Raw genomic sequence first — 18,002 nt, 5'->3', positions numbered from 1 at the left:
AATTTCAGGCGGCGCGCCCCCACGTAAGGGCGCGACGCCCGCTACGAACAATTCTGAATCGTCGGGCGGTGTCGTCACCGCCCTCTGTTTTTTATGTACATTATCTGGAGTAAACCAACATGTCTGACGGCTGGAATATTGCGCTACTGGGCGCGACAGGCGCAGTAGGGGGAGCAGTACTGGAATTACTGGCCGAGCGTCAGTTCCCGGTTGGTGAGCTGTATCTGCTGGCGAGCGAACGCAGCGCGGGCGAAAACCTGCGTTTTGAAGGCAGAACGCTGCTGGTTAACAACGCCAGCGAGTTCGACTGGTCGCAGGTGCAGCTGGCCTTTTTCGCCGCCGGTCGCGAAGCCTCGGCGCGCTATGCCGAAGAAGCCGCGAGCGCGGGCTGCCTGGTGATCGACAGCAGCGATCTTTTCGCGCTGGAGCCGGACGTGCCGCTGGTGGTGCCGGACGTGAACCCGCAGGTGCTGGCCGACTACCGCAACCGCAACATCATCAGCGTGGCCGACAGCGTCACCAGCCAGCTGCTCTGCGCGATCAAACCGCTGGTGGATCAGGCGGGCCTGGGCCGTTTGCAGGTGACCAGCCTGATTGCCGCTTCGGCACACGGCAAGGCTGCCGTGGACTCGCTGGCGGGCGAAAGCGCGCGGCTGCTGAACGGGATGCCGGCGGAAGAGAACTTCTTCGGTCGCCAGCTGGCTTTCAACATGCTGCCGCTGCTGCCGGACGCCGAAGGCAGCGTGCTGCAGGAGCGCCGCCTGATCGATCAGGTGCGTAAAGTGCTGCAGGATGAAGGGCTGCCGATTTCGGTCACCACCGTTCAGGCGCCGGTTTTTTACGGCAACGCGCAAATTGTGCACGTGGAAAACCTGCGCCCGATGTCGGCGGAAGAGGCGCGCGAAGCGCTGATGCAGGCGGAAGATATCGCGCTTTCCGATGAAAACGACTATCCGACGCAGGTCGGCGACGCATCGGGCAGCGCACTGCTCAGCCTGGGCTGCGTGCGCAACGATTACGGCATCCCGGAGCTGCTGCAATTCTGGTCGGTAGCGGACAACGTACGCTTTGGCGGCGCGCTGATGGCGGTGAAAACCGCTGAGAAACTGGTACAGGAGTACTTCTGGTAATGTCGGCGCCGCAAACGTACAAACTGGCGCTGGGCATTGAGTATGACGGCAGCCGCTATTACGGCTGGCAGCGGCAGCAGGAAGTCAGAAGCGTGCAGGATAAGCTGGAAAAAGCGCTCTCTAAAGTGGCCGATCATCCGGTGGTGGTGTTCTGCGCAGGCCGAACCGATGCGGGCGTGCACGGTACTGGCCAGGTGGTGCATTTTGAAACCACCTCGCTGCGTAAAGATGCCGCCTGGACGCTGGGCGTCAACGCCAACCTGCCGGACGATATCGCCGTGCGCTGGGTGAAGCCGGTTGCGGACGATTTTCACGCCCGCTTCAGCGCCACGGCGCGGCGCTATCGTTACGTCATCTATAACCGTCGTCTGCGTCCGGCGATTTTGCACGGCGGCGTAACGCATTTTTACCATCCGCTGGATGTGGAAAAAATGCAGCGGGCAGGGCAGGCGCTGCTGGGCGAAAACGACTTTACCTCTTTTCGCGCGGTGCAGTGCCAGTCGCGCACGCCCTGGCGCAACGTCATACACCTTAATGTCAGCCGTCACGGGGCTTACGTGGTGGTGGATATCAAAGCCAACGCTTTTGTGCACCATATGGTGCGCAACATTGTCGGTAGCCTGATGGAAATAGGCTGTGGAAATCAGCAGGAAAGCTGGATGGCCGAGCTGCTGGCGGCGAAAGATCGCACGCTGGCGGCGGCAACGGCGCGGGCCGAAGGGCTTTATCTGGTCGCGGTCGATTACCCGGAACGTTATGATTTACCCCGTCCGCCGATGGGGCCGCTATTCCTCGAGGATTAACGCATTAAGGAACCTGTATGGAAGTGATTCACACCGTCATCGACTTTATTTTGCACATTGATGTGCATCTGCAGGCGATGGTTGCACAGTATGGCGTCTGGATTTATGCCATTTTGTTTTTGATTCTGTTTTGCGAGACGGGGCTGGTGGTGACGCCTTTCCTGCCCGGCGATTCGCTGCTGTTCGTGGCGGGCGCGCTGGCGGCTATCCCGGACAGCGCGCTGAACGTGCACGTGATGGCGCTGCTGCTTTGCGTGGCGGCGATTGTCGGCGATGCGGTGAATTACACCATCGGACGCCTGTTCGGCAATAAGCTGTTCAGCAATCCGAACTCAAAAGTTTTCCGCCGCAGCTACCTGGATAAAACGCATCAGTTCTATGAGCGTCACGGCGGCAAAACGATTATCCTGGCGCGCTTTGTGCCGATAGTCCGCACCTTTGCGCCGTTCGTCGCCGGTATGGGCAAAATGTCCTATCGCCATTTTGCGCTGTTCAACGTGGCGGGCGGTATTCTTTGGGTGGTGCTGTTCTCTTATGCCGGCTACTTCTTCGGCAACCTGCCTGCTATCCAGCAAAACCTGCACTATCTGATCGTCGCTATTATTCTGGTTTCGGTTCTGCCAGGCGTGGTGGAAGTGTTACGTCATCGCCGCGCGGCGCGTCAGCAGAAGCCGCAATAGCCTCTCTGTTATCGTCCGTCCGTCGGCAGCGGCGGCGGACGAGTTCCTTCCTGATGCTTTTGCTCATAAAATACGTTTTCATGGTCGTTGCTGACCGCTTCGCGGCATGATAAATAAACAGCCCGGCCCGCCCGTGCGCGGTGGTGCAAAAGGGAAACGCGGGCCGTTGACGAATTGGTAGCGCGCAAAACGGTTTTATGATGTAATACCGCCTAATTCTCAGGCGATAATCTGTGTTAAGTATCTGATTTAGCACAATAAACAACATAACAGGTCATCAATGAGCTGGATTGAAAGAATTCTCAACAAGAGCACAATCACCCCATCGCGCAAAGCCAGCATTCCGGAAGGCGTCTGGACCAAATGCGACAGCTGCGGCCAGGTTCTCTACCGTGCCGAGCTGGAACGCAATCTGGAAGTTTGCCCGAAATGCGATCACCATATGCGTATGCACGGACGTGACCGTCTGCACAGCCTGCTGGACGAAGGTTCGATGACCGAACTGGGCAGCGAGCTGGAGCCGAAAGATGTGCTCAAGTTCCGGGATTCCAAAAAATACAAGGATCGTCTGGCCGCGGCGCAGAAAGACACCGGCGAGAAAGACGCGCTGATTGTGATGAAAGGCACGCTGCACGGCATGCCGGTTGTGACGGCCGCGTTTGAGTTCTCCTTTATGGGCGGCTCAATGGGCTCCGTGGTTGGCGCTCGCTTTGTGCGTGCCGTTGAGCAGGCGCTGGAAGACAACTGCCCGCTGATCTGCTTCTCCGCCTCCGGCGGCGCCCGTATGCAGGAAGCGCTGATGTCGCTGATGCAGATGGCGAAAACCAGCGCCGCGCTGGCGAAAATGCAGGCGCGCGGTCTGCCTTATATCTCCGTGCTGACCGATCCGACCATGGGCGGCGTTTCCGCCAGCTTCGCCATGTTGGGCGATCTGAACATCGCCGAGCCTAAAGCGCTGATCGGCTTTGCCGGCCCACGCGTGATCGAACAGACCGTGCGTGAAAAACTGCCGCCGGGCTTCCAGCGCAGCGAATTTTTAATCGAGAAGGGCGCCATCGACATGATCGTGCGCCGTCCGGTGATGCGCTTTAAGCTCGCCTCCGTGCTGGCGAAGATGATGAATCTGCCGGCGCCGCAGGAAGAGCGCGTGCCAGAGGTGGAAGAGGCGCCACACAGCCCTGAAGCCTGACCGATGTCCGAAAGGGCGCGCGTCGCCCTTTCACCAATGAACCGTAACTTGTGAACGGGATACATGGATACTCTTCCTCAAGCCACGTCGCCTCTGGCCACGTGGCTTCATTATCTTGAGAATCTGCATTCTCAGGCTATCGAACTCGGGCTGGCGCGCGTCCAGCGCGTCGCCGCACGGCTTGACCTTCTTAAACCTGCTCCGTTTGTTTTTACCGTCGCCGGCACCAACGGCAAAGGCACCACCTGCCGGACGCTGGAAACGCTGCTGATGGCCGCCGGCTATCGCGTCGGCGTCTACAGCTCGCCGCACCTGGTGCGCTATACCGAACGCGTGCGTATTCAGGGGCTTGAGCTGGCCGAAGCGGAGCATACCGCCTCATTTGCCGATATTGAAAAAGGGCGCGGCGACACTTCGCTGACCTATTTCGAGTACGGTACGCTTTCCGCGCTCTGGCTGTTTAAGCGTGCGCAGCTTGATGTGGCGATCCTGGAAGTGGGGCTGGGTGGTCGCCTGGACGCGACCAATATCGTGGATGCCGACGTATCGGTAATCACCAGCATCGCGCTCGATCATACCGACTGGCTTGGCCCGGATCGTGAAAGCATCGGCCGCGAAAAAGCGGGCGTCTTTCGTGGCGGCAAGCCTGCTATCGTTGGCGAACCTGATATGCCGCATACCATTGGCGAAGTGGCCGATGAGCTGGGCGCGCAGTTATTGAAGCGTGGTCGCGACTGGTCTTACCGCGTGGGCGAGCACGACTGGAGCTTTACCGACGCGCAGGGCACGCTGAACGGCCTGCCGATGCCGCAGGTGCCGCTGCCGAATGCCGCCACCGCGCTGGCCGCGCTGCGCGCATCATCGTTAAAAGTTGATGACGCCACGCTTTACGAGCTGGACAAAGCGATTTTGCCCGGTCGTTTTCAGACCGTTGCACAATCGCCGCGCATTATTCTGGATGTCGCGCATAATCCTCATGCGGCTGGCTACCTGGCCGAACGCCTGGGCGAGCTGCCGAAAGCCGGAAAGGTCCATGCGGTGGTCGGCATGCTGCACGACAAAGATATCGCCGGGACGCTGGCCTGCCTGGCGCCGCAGGTCGACTACTGGTACTGCGCGCCGCTGGCAGGGCCGCGAGGCGCAAGCGCGGAGCAGCTGCTGGCGCATTTGCCGGGCGCGCAGGCCTGTGCCAACGTGGCGGCGGCGTTTGACCAGGCGCGGCGGCAGGCCGGGCCGCAGGATATCGTGCTGGTGTGCGGTTCTTTCCACACCGTAGCGCAGGTAATGGAAACGATGGAAACGGAGAGTGGCAGTGGCAAGTAAGTTTCAAAATCGTTTGGTCGGAACGGTGATCATCGTGGCGCTGGGCGTTATCGTGCTGCCGGGCCTGCTGGACGGTAAGAAAAAGCACTATAAAGAAGAGTTCGCCGCGATCCCGCTGGTGCCTAAGCCTGGCGATCAGCAGGAAACGGAGATGGTGCCGCCGGTCACGCAGTCGCTGCCAGCCCAGCCGCCGGAAGGCGCGGGCACGGCGATAGCGGGCCAGACCAATGAAAATACCTCGCAGGCTGAAAGCGGCTCTACCGCGCCGCAGGCGGGCAACCAGCCGACCGTGGTGTCGCCGCCGCCGGTAAGTCATGTTGTGACGGAAAAACCGGTCGAAAAACCCAAAGCGCAGCCAAAACCCGTAGAGAAGCCGAAGGCGGAACCTAAGCCGGTAGCGAAGCCGGAAACCAAACCGGAACCGAAACCGGAGCCGAAGCCCGTACAGCAGGAGAGCGCGCCGGCAGGTCAGGCGTGGGTCGTGCAGCTGGGGGCGCTGAAGAACGCCGCTAAGGTTAACGAAATCGTCGCCTCGCTGCGCCTTTCCGGCTATCGCGCCTTTACGGTGCCGTCAACGCCGGTGCAGGGCCAGATTACCCGCGTTTATGTCGGGCCGGACGCTTCAAAAGCGAAGATGCAGGCCGCCGTGGGCGAGCTGAAAGGCATCTCCGGACTGAGCGGCGTGGTAAAGCCTTATAGCGCACGTTAGGCTGTTGCTATCGCAGCAAGAGACGGCGCCTTTCAGGCGCTGAAATCGGGCTGTCGTTGTGCCGTTTCAGGCGAGGCGGCAGCCCGTAAAACAAAGTAAATCAAACAGTTGCCGGGACGAGTCGGCCAGCCTGTTTTCCCGTTATCTCTGCAGGTTTTGCGCTGGTTTTTTTCACGCCCGGTTTTCATCAGGACGGTTAAGGAAAAGCTACGCAAACGTTTTCTTTTTCTGTTAGAATTCGCCCCGAACTCAGGTTGTGTCCCTGTGCTGCCCGTGCCGACGCGGCAGACAGCAGAGGGATGCAGCCTGATCAGAGGCACAGTCGCTGGAAGAGTTCATGGTCTGGATAGATTACGTCATTATTGCGGTTATTGGTTTTTCGGCTCTTGTCAGCCTGATCCGCGGGTTCGTTCGGGAAGCACTTTCGCTCGTCACCTGGGGTTGCGCATTTTTTGTCGCCAGTCATTATTACTCCTTCCTTGCTGTCTGGTTCACAGGTTTTGAAGACGAACTGGTTCGAAATGGAATCGCCATCGCGGCATTGTTTATCGCCACGCTGATTGTCGGCGCGATAGTCAACTATGTGATTGGCTCGCTGGTTGAAAAAACCGGCCTGTCGGGAACCGACAGGGTGCTGGGAGTCTGTTTCGGGGCATTACGCGGCGTACTGATTGTGTCGGCCATGCTGTTTTTCCTTGATACCTTCACCGGCTTTTCCAAAAGCCCGGACTGGCAGCAGTCCCAGCTGATTCCCCAGTTTAGCTATATAATCAGGTGGTTTTTTGACTACCTGAAAAGCACGTCGAGTTTTTTACCCCGGTAATTGAGCCGGGGTTGCGGCTTATGAGGAAATGACCACATGTGCGGTATTGTCGGGATCGCCGGTTTTATGCCGGTCAACCAGTCGATTTATGATGCGTTAACGGTGCTGCAGCACCGTGGCCAGGATGCCGCAGGCATCGTTACCATTGATGCCCTGAACTGCTTCCGCCTGCGTAAAGCAAACGGCCTGGTGAGCGATGTTTTTGAAGCCCGCCATATGCAGCGTTTGCAGGGCAATATGGGGATCGGCCACGTCCGCTACCCGACCGCCGGAAGCTCCAGCGCTTCTGAAGCGCAGCCCTTCTACGTTAACTCGCCTTACGGCATTACGCTTGCGCACAACGGTAACCTGACCAACGCCCACGAGCTGCGCAAGCAGCTGTTTGAAAGCGGCCGCCGTCACGTGAACACCACTTCCGATTCGGAAATCCTGCTGAATATTTTCGCCACCGAGCTGGATCGTTTTCAGCACTATCCGCTGGAAGCGGAGAATATTTTCGCGGCGGTGGCGGCGGTGCACCAGCACGTGCGCGGCGCTTATGCCTGCGTAGCGATGATTATCGGCCACGGCCTGGTCGCCTTCCGCGATCCCAACGGCATCCGTCCGCTGGTTATCGGCAAGCGCGCAATGAAAGACGGCCGCAGCGAGTATATGGTGGCTTCCGAAAGCGTGGCGCTGGATACGCTGGGCTTTGAGTTCCTGCGCGACGTGGCGCCGGGCGAAGCGGTTTACGTCACTGAGAAAGGGCAGCTGTTCACCCGTCAGTGCGCGGAAAACCCCAAATGCAACCCGTGCCTGTTCGAGTACGTCTATTTTGCCCGCCCGGATTCCTTCCTGGACAAAATTTCCGTATACAGCGCCCGCGTGCGCATGGGCACCAAGCTGGGCGAAAAGATTGCCCGCGAATGGGAAGACCTGGATATTGACGTGGTGATCCCGATCCCGGAAACCTCCTGCGATATCGCGCTGGAAATGGCGCGCATTCTGGACAAGCCTTACCGTCAGGGTTTTGTGAAAAACCGCTACGTGGGCCGCACCTTTATTATGCCGGGCCAGCACCAGCGCCGTAGCGCGGTGCGCCGCAAGCTGAACGCCAACCGCGCGGAGTTTCGCGGTAAGAACGTGCTGCTGGTGGACGATTCCATCGTGCGCGGCACCACGTCGGAACAGATTATTGAAATGGCGCGCGAAGCCGGGGCGAAAAAAGTCTATCTGGCTTCCGCCGCGCCGGAAATCCGCTTCCCGAACGTCTACGGCATCGATATGCCAAGCGCGACCGAGCTGATTGCGCACGGGCGGGAAGTGGACGAGATCTGCAAGCTGATCAAAGCCGACGCGCTGATTTTCCAGGACCTGGACGATCTGATTGAGGCGGTGCGCGAAGAAAATCCGGATATTGCCCAGTTTGAATGTTCGGTGTTTAACGGCGTCTACGTGACGAAAGATGTCGATCAGCGCTATCTGGAGCATATCCAGTCGCTGCGCAACGACGACGCAAAAGCGCTGGCGCGCCAGAACGAGGTCGAAAACCTGGAAATGCACAACGAGGGCTGATGCGCTCGCCGCTTTCCTGGTATCATGGGTCGGAAGCTATTCCGGCCCATTTTTTTTGGGCCGGCCCCAGGAAGGTTAAGGATTATTATGAAACGACTTATCATCGGCATTTCGGGCGCCAGCGGCGTAATTTACGGCATTCGCACGCTCCAGATACTGCAACAGGTCGACGGGGTGGAAACGCATCTGGTGATGAGCCAGGCCGCGCGGCAGACGCTGGCGCTGGAAAGCGACTATTCCGTGCGCGACGTGCAGGCGATGGCGGATGTGGTGCATGACGCGCGGGATATCGCCGCCAGCATCTCTTCCGGCTCGTTCAAAACCGACGGAATGGCTATCCTGCCCTGTTCAATGAAAACGCTGTCCGGCATCGTCCACAGCTACAGCGACGGTCTGCTGACGCGTGCGGCGGACGTGATCCTGAAAGAGCGTCGTCGGCTGGTGCTCTGCGTGCGGGAAACGCCGCTGCATCTTGGGCATCTGCGGATGATGACCACGGCGGCGGAGCTGGGCGCGATTATCATGCCGCCCGTACCGGCCTTCTATCATCGTCCTGAGAACGTCATGGACATCGTTGACCAGACGGTCAACCGCGTGCTGGATCAGTTTGATATCGAGCTGGATAACGATCTTTTCACGCGCTGGCAGGGTGCATAGACGCCTGTCTCCTGCGCTTTTTTGGTGCGCTCGCTCCCATAAACACGCTTTGCGTGCAGAAAATGCACCAAAGCGAGGCATTCTTCTTCCATAATCCTGCTGTCGGGTCGCGTTTTTTTAACTTCTTTATGCGCCGGTGCGCTTTCGTGACCCTCTGGTAAAGGTGGCATGAAAGCTGCACGTCTTTACGCTGGCCCCTCCATAATAAAAGTGACTCTGAGGATAATCTATGAAGAAGCAGGTGATGGCTCTTTCTCTGCTGCTGGCGTTCTCTGCCGGTAGCGCGCTGGCCGCCGTGCCCAAAACGCTGCGTATCGGCACCGACCCAACCTATGCGCCGTTTGAATCCAAAAACGCGCAGGGCGAACTGGTGGGCTTTGATATCGACCTTGCCAACGAGATCTGTAAGCGTATGGCAACGAAATGTACCTTCGTCGAAAGCGATTTCGACGCGCTGATCCCGTCGCTGAAGGCGAAAAAAATCGATGCGATTATCTCTTCGCTTTCTATTACCGAAAAGCGTCAGCAGGAGATCGCCTTCTCTGAAAAACTTTATGCCGCCAACGCCCGCCTGATCGCCCCTAAAGGTGCCAAAATCGAACCGACCGTGGCGTCGCTGAAGGGCAAAACTATTGGTTTGCTGCAGGGCACAACGCAGGAAACCTATGCCAACCAGTACTGGCGCACGCAGGGCGTAACCGTAACGCCTTATGCCAATCAGGATTTGGTTTATCAGGATCTGACGGCGGGACGTATCGACGCCGCGTTTCAGGATGAAGTGGCCGCCAGCGAAGGCTTCCTCAAGCAGCCTGTCGGTAAAGACTACGCTTTTGCCGGCCCGGCAGTGAAGGACGAAAAAATCTTTGGCGTTGGCACAGGTATGGGGCTGCCGAAAGAAAGCACCGAGCTGAAAGCCGCTATCGATAAAGCCGTGGCGGCGATGCGCCAGGACGGCACCTATGACAAGCTGGCGAAAAAATATTTTAACTTTGACGTCTACGGCGGCTAAGAAAACCTGTCAGGGGGCGGCGCTGGCGGCTCCCGATTTGCCCCAGGCGTTGGGGCAAACGCCTTAAATCAGACAGGAAACTGCTTATGCTGTATGGCTACTCTGCAATCATTTTCAAAGGCGCGATGGTGACGCTGGAGCTGGCGCTCTGCTCCGTGCTGCTTTCGGTCGTGCTGGGCCTGATCGGCGCGGGCGCAAAGCTTTCCGGCCGTCGTCCGCTGGCTATGCTGTTTGAAGGTTACACCACGCTGATCCGCGGCGTGCCCGACCTGGTGCTGATGCTGCTGATCTTCTATGGGCTGCAAATCGCGCTTAACCAGGTTACCGAGCTGATGGGCCTCAGCCAGTTTGATATCGATCCGATGACGGCGGGCATTATTACGCTGGGTTTTATCTACGGCGCCTATTTCACGGAAACGTTTCGCGGCGCCTTTATGGCGGTATCGAAAGGGCAAATTGAAGCGGCCACCGCGTTCGGTTTTACCGCGTCGCAAACGTTCCGCCGCATCCTGTTCCCGGCGATGATGCGCTATGCGCTGCCCGGCATCGGCAACAACTGGCAGGTGATCCTCAAGGCGACCGCGCTGGTGTCGCTGCTGGGGTTGGAGGATGTGGTAAAAGCCACGCAGCTGGCGGGCAAAAGCACCTGGCAGCCGTTTTATTTCGCCATCGTCGCCGGTGTGGTTTACCTGATTTTCACCACGCTTTCTAACGGCGTGCTGTGGTGGCTTACGCGTCGCTACTCCGTGGGCGTGAAAAGGGCGGACTTATGATCGACATTTTGCAGGAATACTGGAAGGCCCTGCTGTGGACGGACGGCTACCGCTTTTCCGGCGTGGCGATTACGCTCTGGCTGCTGATTATCTCCGTGGCGCTGGGCGGCTGTCTGGCGATACTGCTGGCGATCGCCCGCGTGTCGTCCATTAAAGCCGTACGCTTTCCGGTCTGGCTGTTTACCTATCTGTTTCGCGGCACGCCGCTGTATGTCCAGCTGCTGGTGTTCTACTCAGGCATGTATACGCTGGACGTGGTTAAAGGCAACGATCTGCTGAATACCTTTTTCCGCAGCGGCCTGAACTGTACGCTGCTGGCGCTGACGCTGAATACCTGCGCCTACACCACGGAAATTTTCGCTGGCGCCATCCGCGCCGTGCCGCATGGTGAAATCGAGGCGGCGCGCGCCTATGGCTTCTCTACCTTTAAGCTCTATCGCTGCATTATTCTGCCTTCGGCGCTGCGCATCGCGCTGCCCGCCTACAGCAATGAGGTAATTTTGATGCTGCACTCTACGGCGCTGGCCTTTACCGCGACCGTGCCCGACCTGCTGAAGGTCGCGCGCGATATCAACTCCGCCACCTATCGGCCTTTCGTTGCTTTCGGCATCGCGGCGGCGCTGTATCTGATTATCTCTTATGTATTGATTAGCCTGTTCCGCAGGGCGGAAAAACGCTGGCTGGCGCATATGAAACCTTCATCGACCCATTGAGTAGACCTATGTCCAATAAACTAAACGTCACCGAGCTGCATAAACGCTATGGCGATCATGAAGTGCTGAAGGGCGTCTCGCTTCAGGCAAAGGCGGGCGATGTCATCACCATTATTGGCTCTTCCGGCTCGGGGAAAAGTACCTTTTTGCGCTGCATTAACTTTCTGGAGAAGCCGAGCGAAGGCTCTATTGCCGTTAATAATCAGCTGATTAATCTGGTGCGCGACACCGACGGCCAGCTAAAAGTCGCCAATAAAGAGCAGCTGCGGGCGCTGCGCACCAGCCTGACGATGGTGTTCCAGCACTTTAACCTCTGGAGCCATCTGACGGTGCTGCAAAACGTGATGGAGGCGCCCATCCAGGTGCTGGGCCTGAGCAAGGCCGAGGCGCAGTCGCGGGCCATTCGCTATCTGGATAAGGTCGGCATCGACGAGCGCGCGCGGGCAAAATATCCGGTGCATCTCTCCGGCGGCCAGCAGCAGCGCGTTTCCATTGCCCGCGCGCTGGCAATGGAGCCGGAAGTGCTGCTGTTTGATGAACCAACCTCGGCGCTCGATCCGGAGCTGGTGGGCGAAGTTCTGCGGATTATGCAAAAGCTGGCGGAAGAGGGCAAAACCATGGTGGTAGTGACGCACGAAATGGAATTTGCCCGCCACGTCTCCAGCCACGTGATTTTTTTACATCAGGGCCGGATAGAAGAGCAGGGGCCGCCGGAGGTGCTGTTTAACCATCCGCAAAGTCCGCGGCTGCAGCAGTTTTTAGCGGGCGCATTGAAATAGGGCCGTTACACCACGTCCGCCAGCGCTTCGTCCAGCTGATACCAGCGAAAGCTGAAGCCTGACGCTTCCAGCCGCTTCGGCAACACGTGCTGACCACCCAGCACCAGCACCGCGGATTCGCCCATCATCAGCTTAATCGCGCTGGCGGGCGTGCGCATAAAGGCTGGTCGGTGCAGCGCATGACCCAGTATGGCGGCGAACTGCTCGTTGCGTACCGCGTAGGGCGAAACCATATTGAACGGCCCGCGTAGATCCGGGTTATCCAGCAGCCACAGGATCGCGTTCAGCATATCGTCCAGGTGGATCCATGGCATATATTGCTGTCCGCTGCCAAGGGGGCCGCCGATGCCCAGTTTGAAGGGCAGCTTCATTTTGCTCAGCGCGCCGCCGGTTTTAGCCAGCACGACGCCGGTACGCAGCAGGCAAACCCGTGTTCTGTCGCTGTCGGCCGCCATCGCCAGCGCTTCCCAGTGCGCGCACAGCTTATGGGTAAATTCCGCATGGCCGGGATCGTCTTCAGTGATCACCACATCGCCGGTATCGCCGTAAAACCCCGTTGCCGAACCGGAGATAAAAACTTTCGGCGGGGTCGTACTGGCATTGATCAGCGTGGCCAGCTTTTCGGTCATCTGCCAGCGGCTTTCACAAAGATGCTGCTTTTGCTGTTCGGTCCAGCGCTTGTCGGCGATAGGCTCGCCGGCCAGGTTGATAACGGCATCCACGCCGTCAAGGTTACGCTGCTGATCCAGCCCGGACCACAGGCTAACCTTTTCCCCCAGTTTCTGCCGTGCGCTGACGACGTCGCGCGTGACCACGCTCACGCTGTCGCCCCGGGACAGAAGACGAGGGATCAGATGGCTGCCGATCAGACCGGTGCCGCCCGTGAGTAAAATGTGCATTTTTTTCTCCTCAAAGGGTGTCGTCAATGCCATAAGCTTAGGCGAAGTTGACGGGAAAGCGCGACGCGCGTCGGCAAAGTAACCGACGCCGGTCAGGAGAGATTGCCTTCTGTTAAAAAAATGGGTAAACAGGTTGCAGACGCCGCCTGATAAGGAACCGAGGATGAATTATCCCAACGTTGTTTTGTGGTCAGATGCCTGTTTTTTTAGTCCCTATGTGATGTCTGTTTTTGTGGCGCTCAGCGAAAAGGGGGTGCCTTTTTCAGTAAAGCGTATCGATCTGGCCAGCGACCAGCACCTTGAGGCGGGCTATGGCGCGCTGTCGCTGACGCGCCGCGTGCCCACTTTGCAGCTTGATGATTTTATGCTTTCTGAATCCTCCGCCATCGCCGAATATCTGGAGGAGCGCTTTCCTGCGCCGGAGTTTGAACGGCTTTATCCGCAGGGCCGGGAAAAGCGCGCCAGGGCCAGAGAGATCCAGGCCTGGCTGCGCAGTGATTTTCTGCCGCTTCGCCAGGAGCGCCCCACGGAAGTTCTGTTTGCTGGCGAAACCTTTGCGCCGCTGTCGACGGCGGCGCAGCGCTCCGCTAATAAACTGATAAGCGCCGTTGAAAAGCTGCTGCCGTCGGGCCAGCAGAATCTTTTTGGCGAGTGGTCGATAGCGGATACGGATTTAGCGATAATGATTAACAGGCTGGCGCTGCATGGCGACAGCGTACCGGCGCGCGTGGCGGATTACGCTCATTTTCAGTGGCAGCGGGCGTCGGTGCAGCTTTGGCTGTCTGAATCTTCTAAAGATACCGCAGAATGACACAGCGGGATCAGTATCTTAAGGCGACCCGTGGCAGACTGCGCGGGCAGGCATCAACGAGCGCGAAGGCGCCAGAAAAGTAAGGGTTGGGGATGGTGGAGCAAGACAGCGGCACGGAGTGGGTGGATATCGTTAACGAAGATAACGAGGTAATCGCGAAGTCCAGCCGGGCGCAGATGCGGGCGCAATGTTTACGTCATCGCGCCACCTATATCGTGGTGCATAACGGCGCAGGCAAGATCCTGGTGCAGCGCCGGACGCAGAACAAAGACTTTATGCCGGGAATGCTGGATGCAACCGCTGGCGGCGTAGTACAAAGCGGCGAAGAGATGCTGGAGTCGGCGCGTCGGGAAGCAGAAGAAGAGCTGGGCATTGCCGCTGTACCTTTTGCGGAGCATGGTCTGTTCTATTATGAAGACCAGCACTGTCGCGTGTGGGGAGGCCTGTTTAGCTGCGTGTCTCACGGCCCGTTCGCGATGCAGGAAGAAGAGGTCGAAGAGATATTCTGGATGACGCCGGAAGAGATCACTGGCCGCTGCGACGAGTTTACGGATGATTCGCTGAAAGCGCTGTCGCTGTGGCTGAGCCGCAACGGCGAGCAGAATCGCTAAAAAAAAGGCCGCATAAGCGGCCTTTTTAGCACTGGTGATTAGCGAGTTTCGCGTACGGCCAGGCGGGGCTGTGTTTTACGACCCAGCATACCCATCCAACCTGCGATCGCGGCTTCCACCAGCAGCGTGATCAGGGCGATCCAGCTGGCTTTTGCCGTAGCGGCGGCGGCTTGCTCACCGGCTTCACGGGCTTTCTGCTCCGCTTGTTTTTTCAGTTCCTGATATTTCTGGTAAGCCTGCTCGTAGCTCTGTTGCGTCTGAGCAACGATCTGATCGACTTCCTGATCGCTCTTACCAGTACGGGCTTTAACGATGTTTTTCAGCGCGTCAACGTCGGCAGCCTGAAGGGTAGCCTGGTTACGCTGCACGACGCCTGAGAACCAGCTGGCTAAATCGGTATCGGCATTCTGCTGATCTTTGGCAGTGTCCTCAGCCTGATTTTGCGCGGTATCGGCTTCTTTATTAGCGTCCTGCTGCAGTTTTTCCGGCTGCAATTCTGGCTTGCCGGTCTGACGCAGCGTGGTTTCCAGCTCGTTTTGCAGATTGTTCAGGTCAATATTGTTTTCCTGCAGTTTCTGCTTAATGTTCTGGCCTACAGAAGGCGCTACGCTGGAAATACCGTTGCCCAGCATGTTGAAGCCGGAGCCGATCACGCTGGCAGTACCGCTAACGGCGCTGCTAAGCACAATAGCGAACAGCCACACGCAAACCAGCGTGTTCACGGCCCACATCAGTAATCCGTGCAGCGCGCCTTCACGCTGTGCCAGGCGGCCGGTGATATAGGCGCCCGCACCGACAGAGATCAGCATGCTCAGCCCTGTCCAGATAGTGGCGCCCGTGCCCAGGCCTTCAAGCGGATTTTGTTCTTTTAACGGATCGATCGTGGTCGCGCCAATTGCCGTACCCAGAATGGTTAGCAGCAAATAAATAACCACGGAAAGGATCACGCCTGCGAAAATAGCGCTCCATGAAATACGCTTTAGCGGAATGCCGCTATTTACTTCATTGTAAACCGGATGAACTTGGTGATCGCTCATGAGAGAACTCCCTTGCCTGATATAGGTGTTGTTCCTGAAGACATTATTATCAAAAAGACTCTGTCTCTTGCCATGATAAGCCTGGCACCGGAACCTGGATTCTACCAGGAATAATTTTATTCAGAATTTTTATTTTTTATATCAGAGAGTTGTGTGTTTTTTCTTTGCGTAAAAATGAATGTTCCAGGACGGGCGCAAATACCGGGGGTAATGTTATTCCGCCAGGATGACTTTTTTATTTCCGCAAAAAAAAAGCGGACCTTTCGATCCGCTTCAATTTAAAGTGCGTATTAACCTTCGGCCTGTTTCGCCTGAATGGCGGTCAGGGCGATAGTATAAACAATATCGTCTACTAACGCGCCGCGCGACAGATCGTTAACCGGCTTGCGCATACCCTGCAGCATCGGCCCGATGGAAATAAGATCGGCAGAGCGCTGTACGGCTTTATAGGTGGTGTTACCGGTATTCAGATCCGGGAAGATAAACACGGTGGCGCGACCGGCGACCGGTGAATCCGGCGCTTTGGATTTGGCGACGTCGGCCATAATCGCAGCGTCGTACTGCAACGGGCCGTCGATCACCAGATCCGGGCGTTTCTCTTTGGCGATGCGCGTAGCCTCGCGCACTTTTTCCACGTCGCTGCCCGCGCCGGAGTTGCCGGTCGAGTAGGAGATCATCGCCACGCGCGGCTCAATGCCGAAAGCGGTAGCGGAATCGGCGGACTGGATGGCGATTTCAGCCAGCTGCTCCGGATTCGGATCCGGATTGATGGCGCAGTCGCCATACACCAGCACCTGCTCCGGCAGCAGCATAAAGAACACCGAAGAGACCAGCGAACTGCCCGGCGCGGTTTTAATCAGCTGTAACGGCGGACGAATGGTGTTGGCCGTGGTGTGCACCGCGCCGGAAACCAGACCGTCCACTTCGCTGCTTTCCAGCATCATGGTGCCCAGCATCACGTTGTCTTCCAGCTGCTCCTGCGCCACAACCTCGGTCATGCCTTTGTTTTTACGCAGCTCCACCAGGCGAGGCACATAGTTTTCCCGCACCTGCTGTGGATCGACGATTTCGATGCCTTTGCCCAGCTCGACGCCCTGGGCGGCGGCTACGCGCTGGATCTCATCCGGATTGCCCAGCAGCACGCAGGTAGCGATGCCGCGTTCGGCACAGATAGCGGCCGCTTTAACGGTACGCGGCTCGTCGCCTTCCGGCAGAACGATGCGCTTGCGGGCATGGCGGGCCAGCTCGGTCAGCTGATAGCGGAAGGCCGGCGGCGACAGGCGGCGGCTGCGCTCGGAGGCGGCGGTCAGCGAGTCAATCCAGTCGGCGCTGATATGGCTGGCCACGTATTCCTGCACCCGCTCAACGCGTTGGGTATCGTCGCTGGGCACTTCCAGGTTAAAGCTTTGCAGGCTCAGCGAGGTCTGCCAGGTATTGGTTTTCACCATAAACACCGGCAGGCCGGTCGCGAAGGCGCGTTCGCACAGGCGCTGGATAGGCGCATCGATCTGATAGCCGCCGGTCAGCAGGATAGCGCCGATCTCCACGCCGTTCATTGCCGCCAGGCAGGCAGCCACCAGCACGTCAGGACGGTCGGCGGAGGTCACCAGCAGCGAGCCGGGACGAAAATGCTCCAGCATATGCGGCAGGCTGCGGGCGCAGAACGTCACCGACTTCACGCGGCGCGTGGCAATATCGCCTTCGTTAATAATCTGCGCATTAAGATGGTGGCACATATCGATAGCGCGGGTAGCTATCAGATCGAAGCTCCACGGCACGCAGCCCAGCACCGGCAGCGGACTGTTGACGGCCAGCTGCTGCGGATCGATATTGGCAATGCTGGCCTTGGTGGAGTCATCAAAAATTTCGGAAAGGTCGGGACGGGTACGGCCCTGTTCATCAACAGGCGCGTTCAGCTTATTAACGATCACGCCCGTGATGTTTTTATTTTTGCTGCCGCCGAAACTGCTGCGCGTCAGCTTGATACGCTCCTGTAGCGCTTCCGGCGAATCGTTGCCGGGCGACATCACAAAAACGATCTCCGCGTTCAGCGTTTTGGCGATCTCATAGTTCAGCGCCGTAGCGAACTGATGCTTGCGCGTCGGCACCAGGCCTTCCACCAGCACCACTTCTGCATCTTTGGTGTTCTCGTGGTAGCGCGCGATGATCTCTTCCATCAGCACGTCCTGCTGATTAGCGCCGAGCAGCGATTCCACGCGGCTCATCTGCAGCGGTTCGGCTGCCGGAATCGCGGAGTTTTTACGGATAATCAGCGTGGTCTGGTCAAGCGAATCGCCGCCGGTACGCGGCTGGGCGATAGGTTTAAACACGCTGAGACGGACGCCTTTACGCTCCATCGCGCGGATAACGCCAAGGCTGACGCTGGTAAGACCGACGCTGGTGCCGGTAGGGATGAGCATTATGGTACGAGACAAGGTAAACCTCTCATAATTAGACCCGTTATGCCGATGCTTTAGCGATAACTGCCGGAAAAACAGCGGC

General features: G+C 58.0%; 18 protein-coding genes. 15 read left to right on the top strand and 3 right to left on the bottom strand.

What is annotated here, in order from left to right:
- The first annotated feature begins 119 nt into the window (after positions 1–119).
- The 13 genes from QCD69_RS10440 to hisP all read left to right on the top strand — a co-directional run bounded on the left by QCD69_RS10440 (position 120) and on the right by hisP (position 12,142).
- Positions 120–1,130, top strand: coding sequence for an aspartate-semialdehyde dehydrogenase (locus QCD69_RS10440; protein WP_301251943.1), 1,011 nt, complete (start codon positions 120–122; stop codon positions 1,128–1,130).
- Positions 1,130–1,933, top strand: a complete 804-nt coding sequence (truA, locus tag QCD69_RS10435; protein WP_301251942.1) for a tRNA pseudouridine(38-40) synthase TruA — start codon at positions 1,130–1,132, stop codon at positions 1,931–1,933. The genes QCD69_RS10440 and truA overlap by 1 nt, the downstream gene beginning before the upstream one ends.
- Before the next feature lie 17 nt (positions 1,934–1,950).
- On the top strand, positions 1,951–2,613 hold the full coding sequence (locus tag QCD69_RS10430) for a DedA family protein (RefSeq protein ID WP_125288277.1): 663 nt from the start codon (positions 1,951–1,953) through the stop codon (positions 2,611–2,613).
- A 280-nt stretch (positions 2,614–2,893) separates the two neighbouring features.
- On the top strand, positions 2,894–3,802 hold the full coding sequence (accD, locus tag QCD69_RS10425) for an acetyl-CoA carboxylase, carboxyltransferase subunit beta (RefSeq protein ID WP_301251941.1): 909 nt from the start codon (positions 2,894–2,896) through the stop codon (positions 3,800–3,802).
- A 63-nt stretch (positions 3,803–3,865) separates the two neighbouring features.
- Positions 3,866–5,125 (top strand): bifunctional tetrahydrofolate synthase/dihydrofolate synthase, encoded by a 1,260-nt coding sequence (folC, locus tag QCD69_RS10420; RefSeq protein WP_301251940.1) that lies wholly within the window; start codon positions 3,866–3,868, stop codon positions 5,123–5,125.
- Positions 5,115–5,834, top strand: coding sequence for a cell division protein DedD (dedD, locus tag QCD69_RS10415; RefSeq protein ID WP_253459733.1), 720 nt, complete (start codon positions 5,115–5,117; stop codon positions 5,832–5,834). The genes folC and dedD overlap by 11 nt, the downstream gene beginning before the upstream one ends.
- 337 nt (positions 5,835–6,171) lie before the next feature.
- The gene (cvpA, locus tag QCD69_RS10410; RefSeq protein WP_125288273.1) at positions 6,172–6,657 is read left to right on the top strand and encodes a colicin V production protein; all 486 of its coding nucleotides are present in this window, start codon (positions 6,172–6,174) and stop codon (positions 6,655–6,657) included.
- Positions 6,658–6,693: 36 nt separating this feature from the next.
- Positions 6,694–8,211: an amidophosphoribosyltransferase gene (gene purF / locus QCD69_RS10405; RefSeq protein ID WP_125288272.1), complete on the top strand. Its 1,518-nt coding sequence runs from the start codon at positions 6,694–6,696 to the stop codon at positions 8,209–8,211.
- Positions 8,212–8,298: 87 nt separating this feature from the next.
- Positions 8,299–8,868 (top strand): UbiX family flavin prenyltransferase, encoded by a 570-nt coding sequence (locus QCD69_RS10400; protein WP_253459736.1) that lies wholly within the window; start codon positions 8,299–8,301, stop codon positions 8,866–8,868.
- Between the two features lie 229 nt (positions 8,869–9,097).
- Positions 9,098–9,877: a lysine/arginine/ornithine ABC transporter substrate-binding protein ArgT gene (gene argT, locus QCD69_RS10395; protein WP_253459738.1), complete on the top strand. Its 780-nt coding sequence runs from the start codon at positions 9,098–9,100 to the stop codon at positions 9,875–9,877.
- Between the two features lie 86 nt (positions 9,878–9,963).
- Positions 9,964–10,650: a histidine ABC transporter permease HisQ gene (locus tag QCD69_RS10390; protein ID WP_301251939.1), complete on the top strand. Its 687-nt coding sequence runs from the start codon at positions 9,964–9,966 to the stop codon at positions 10,648–10,650.
- Positions 10,647–11,363, top strand: coding sequence for an ABC transporter permease (locus tag QCD69_RS10385; RefSeq protein ID WP_301251938.1), 717 nt, complete (start codon positions 10,647–10,649; stop codon positions 11,361–11,363). The genes QCD69_RS10390 and QCD69_RS10385 overlap by 4 nt, the downstream gene beginning before the upstream one ends.
- An 8-nt stretch (positions 11,364–11,371) precedes the next feature.
- Positions 11,372–12,142 carry a histidine ABC transporter ATP-binding protein HisP gene (gene hisP / locus QCD69_RS10380; protein WP_253459747.1) on the top strand — a complete coding sequence of 257 codons (771 nt, stop codon included), beginning with the start codon at positions 11,372–11,374 and terminating at the stop codon, positions 12,140–12,142.
- A 5-nt stretch (positions 12,143–12,147) separates the two neighbouring features.
- Here the strand turns inward: hisP and QCD69_RS10375 are convergent, their stop codons facing one another.
- Entirely contained in the window at positions 12,148–13,041 is an 894-nt protein-coding gene (locus QCD69_RS10375) for a TIGR01777 family oxidoreductase (RefSeq protein ID WP_301251937.1), read from the bottom strand.
- Between the two features lie 163 nt (positions 13,042–13,204).
- On the opposite strand from QCD69_RS10375, the gene yfcF reads away from it, so the two are divergent.
- The gene (gene yfcF, locus QCD69_RS10370) at positions 13,205–13,852 is read left to right on the top strand and encodes a glutathione transferase (protein WP_301251935.1); all 648 of its coding nucleotides are present in this window, start codon (positions 13,205–13,207) and stop codon (positions 13,850–13,852) included.
- Positions 13,853–13,944: 92 nt separating this feature from the next.
- Complete coding sequence (gene yfcD / locus QCD69_RS10365) at positions 13,945–14,463, top strand: NUDIX hydrolase YfcD (RefSeq protein ID WP_125288264.1); 519 nt, start codon at positions 13,945–13,947, stop codon at positions 14,461–14,463.
- Positions 14,464–14,501: 38 nt separating this feature from the next.
- Here yfcD and QCD69_RS10360 read toward each other — a convergent pair whose 3' ends face one another.
- Positions 14,502–15,500: an APC family permease gene (locus QCD69_RS10360; protein ID WP_253459757.1), complete on the bottom strand. Its 999-nt coding sequence runs from the start codon at positions 15,498–15,500 to the stop codon at positions 14,502–14,504.
- Positions 15,501–15,790: 290 nt separating this feature from the next.
- Positions 15,791–17,935 carry a phosphate acetyltransferase gene (pta, locus tag QCD69_RS10355; protein WP_253459759.1) on the bottom strand — a complete coding sequence of 715 codons (2,145 nt, stop codon included), beginning with the start codon at positions 17,933–17,935 and terminating at the stop codon, positions 15,791–15,793.
- Between the last annotated feature and the right edge of the window lie 67 nt (positions 17,936–18,002).

It is taken from the genome of Erwinia sp. PsM31, from assembly GCF_030433775.1.
GTDB classification, from domain to species: domain Bacteria; phylum Pseudomonadota; class Gammaproteobacteria; order Enterobacterales; family Enterobacteriaceae; genus Erwinia; species Erwinia aeris.
This window is presented reverse-complemented; position numbering and strand designations above follow the sequence as displayed.

Coding starts and splice junctions, on each gene's coding strand:
- QCD69_RS10440 (WP_301251943.1), top strand. CDS start 120: ATGTCTGACGGCTGGAATATTGCGCTACTGGGCGCGACAGGCGCAGTA.
- truA (WP_301251942.1), top strand. CDS start 1,130: ATGTCGGCGCCGCAAACGTACAAACTGGCGCTGGGCATTGAGTATGAC.
- QCD69_RS10430 (WP_125288277.1), top strand. CDS start 1,951: ATGGAAGTGATTCACACCGTCATCGACTTTATTTTGCACATTGATGTG.
- accD (WP_301251941.1), top strand. CDS start 2,894: ATGAGCTGGATTGAAAGAATTCTCAACAAGAGCACAATCACCCCATCG.
- folC (WP_301251940.1), top strand. CDS start 3,866: ATGGATACTCTTCCTCAAGCCACGTCGCCTCTGGCCACGTGGCTTCAT.
- cvpA (WP_125288273.1), top strand. CDS start 6,172: ATGGTCTGGATAGATTACGTCATTATTGCGGTTATTGGTTTTTCGGCT.
- purF (WP_125288272.1), top strand. CDS start 6,694: ATGTGCGGTATTGTCGGGATCGCCGGTTTTATGCCGGTCAACCAGTCG.
- QCD69_RS10400 (WP_253459736.1), top strand. CDS start 8,299: ATGAAACGACTTATCATCGGCATTTCGGGCGCCAGCGGCGTAATTTAC.
- argT (WP_253459738.1), top strand. CDS start 9,098: ATGAAGAAGCAGGTGATGGCTCTTTCTCTGCTGCTGGCGTTCTCTGCC.
- QCD69_RS10390 (WP_301251939.1), top strand. CDS start 9,964: ATGCTGTATGGCTACTCTGCAATCATTTTCAAAGGCGCGATGGTGACG.
- QCD69_RS10385 (WP_301251938.1), top strand. CDS start 10,647: ATGATCGACATTTTGCAGGAATACTGGAAGGCCCTGCTGTGGACGGAC.
- hisP (WP_253459747.1), top strand. CDS start 11,372: ATGTCCAATAAACTAAACGTCACCGAGCTGCATAAACGCTATGGCGAT.
- QCD69_RS10375 (WP_301251937.1), bottom strand. CDS start 13,041: ATGCACATTTTACTCACGGGCGGCACCGGTCTGATCGGCAGCCATCTG.
- yfcF (WP_301251935.1), top strand. CDS start 13,205: ATGAATTATCCCAACGTTGTTTTGTGGTCAGATGCCTGTTTTTTTAGT.
- yfcD (WP_125288264.1), top strand. CDS start 13,945: ATGGTGGAGCAAGACAGCGGCACGGAGTGGGTGGATATCGTTAACGAA.
- QCD69_RS10360 (WP_253459757.1), bottom strand. CDS start 15,500: ATGAGCGATCACCAAGTTCATCCGGTTTACAATGAAGTAAATAGCGGC.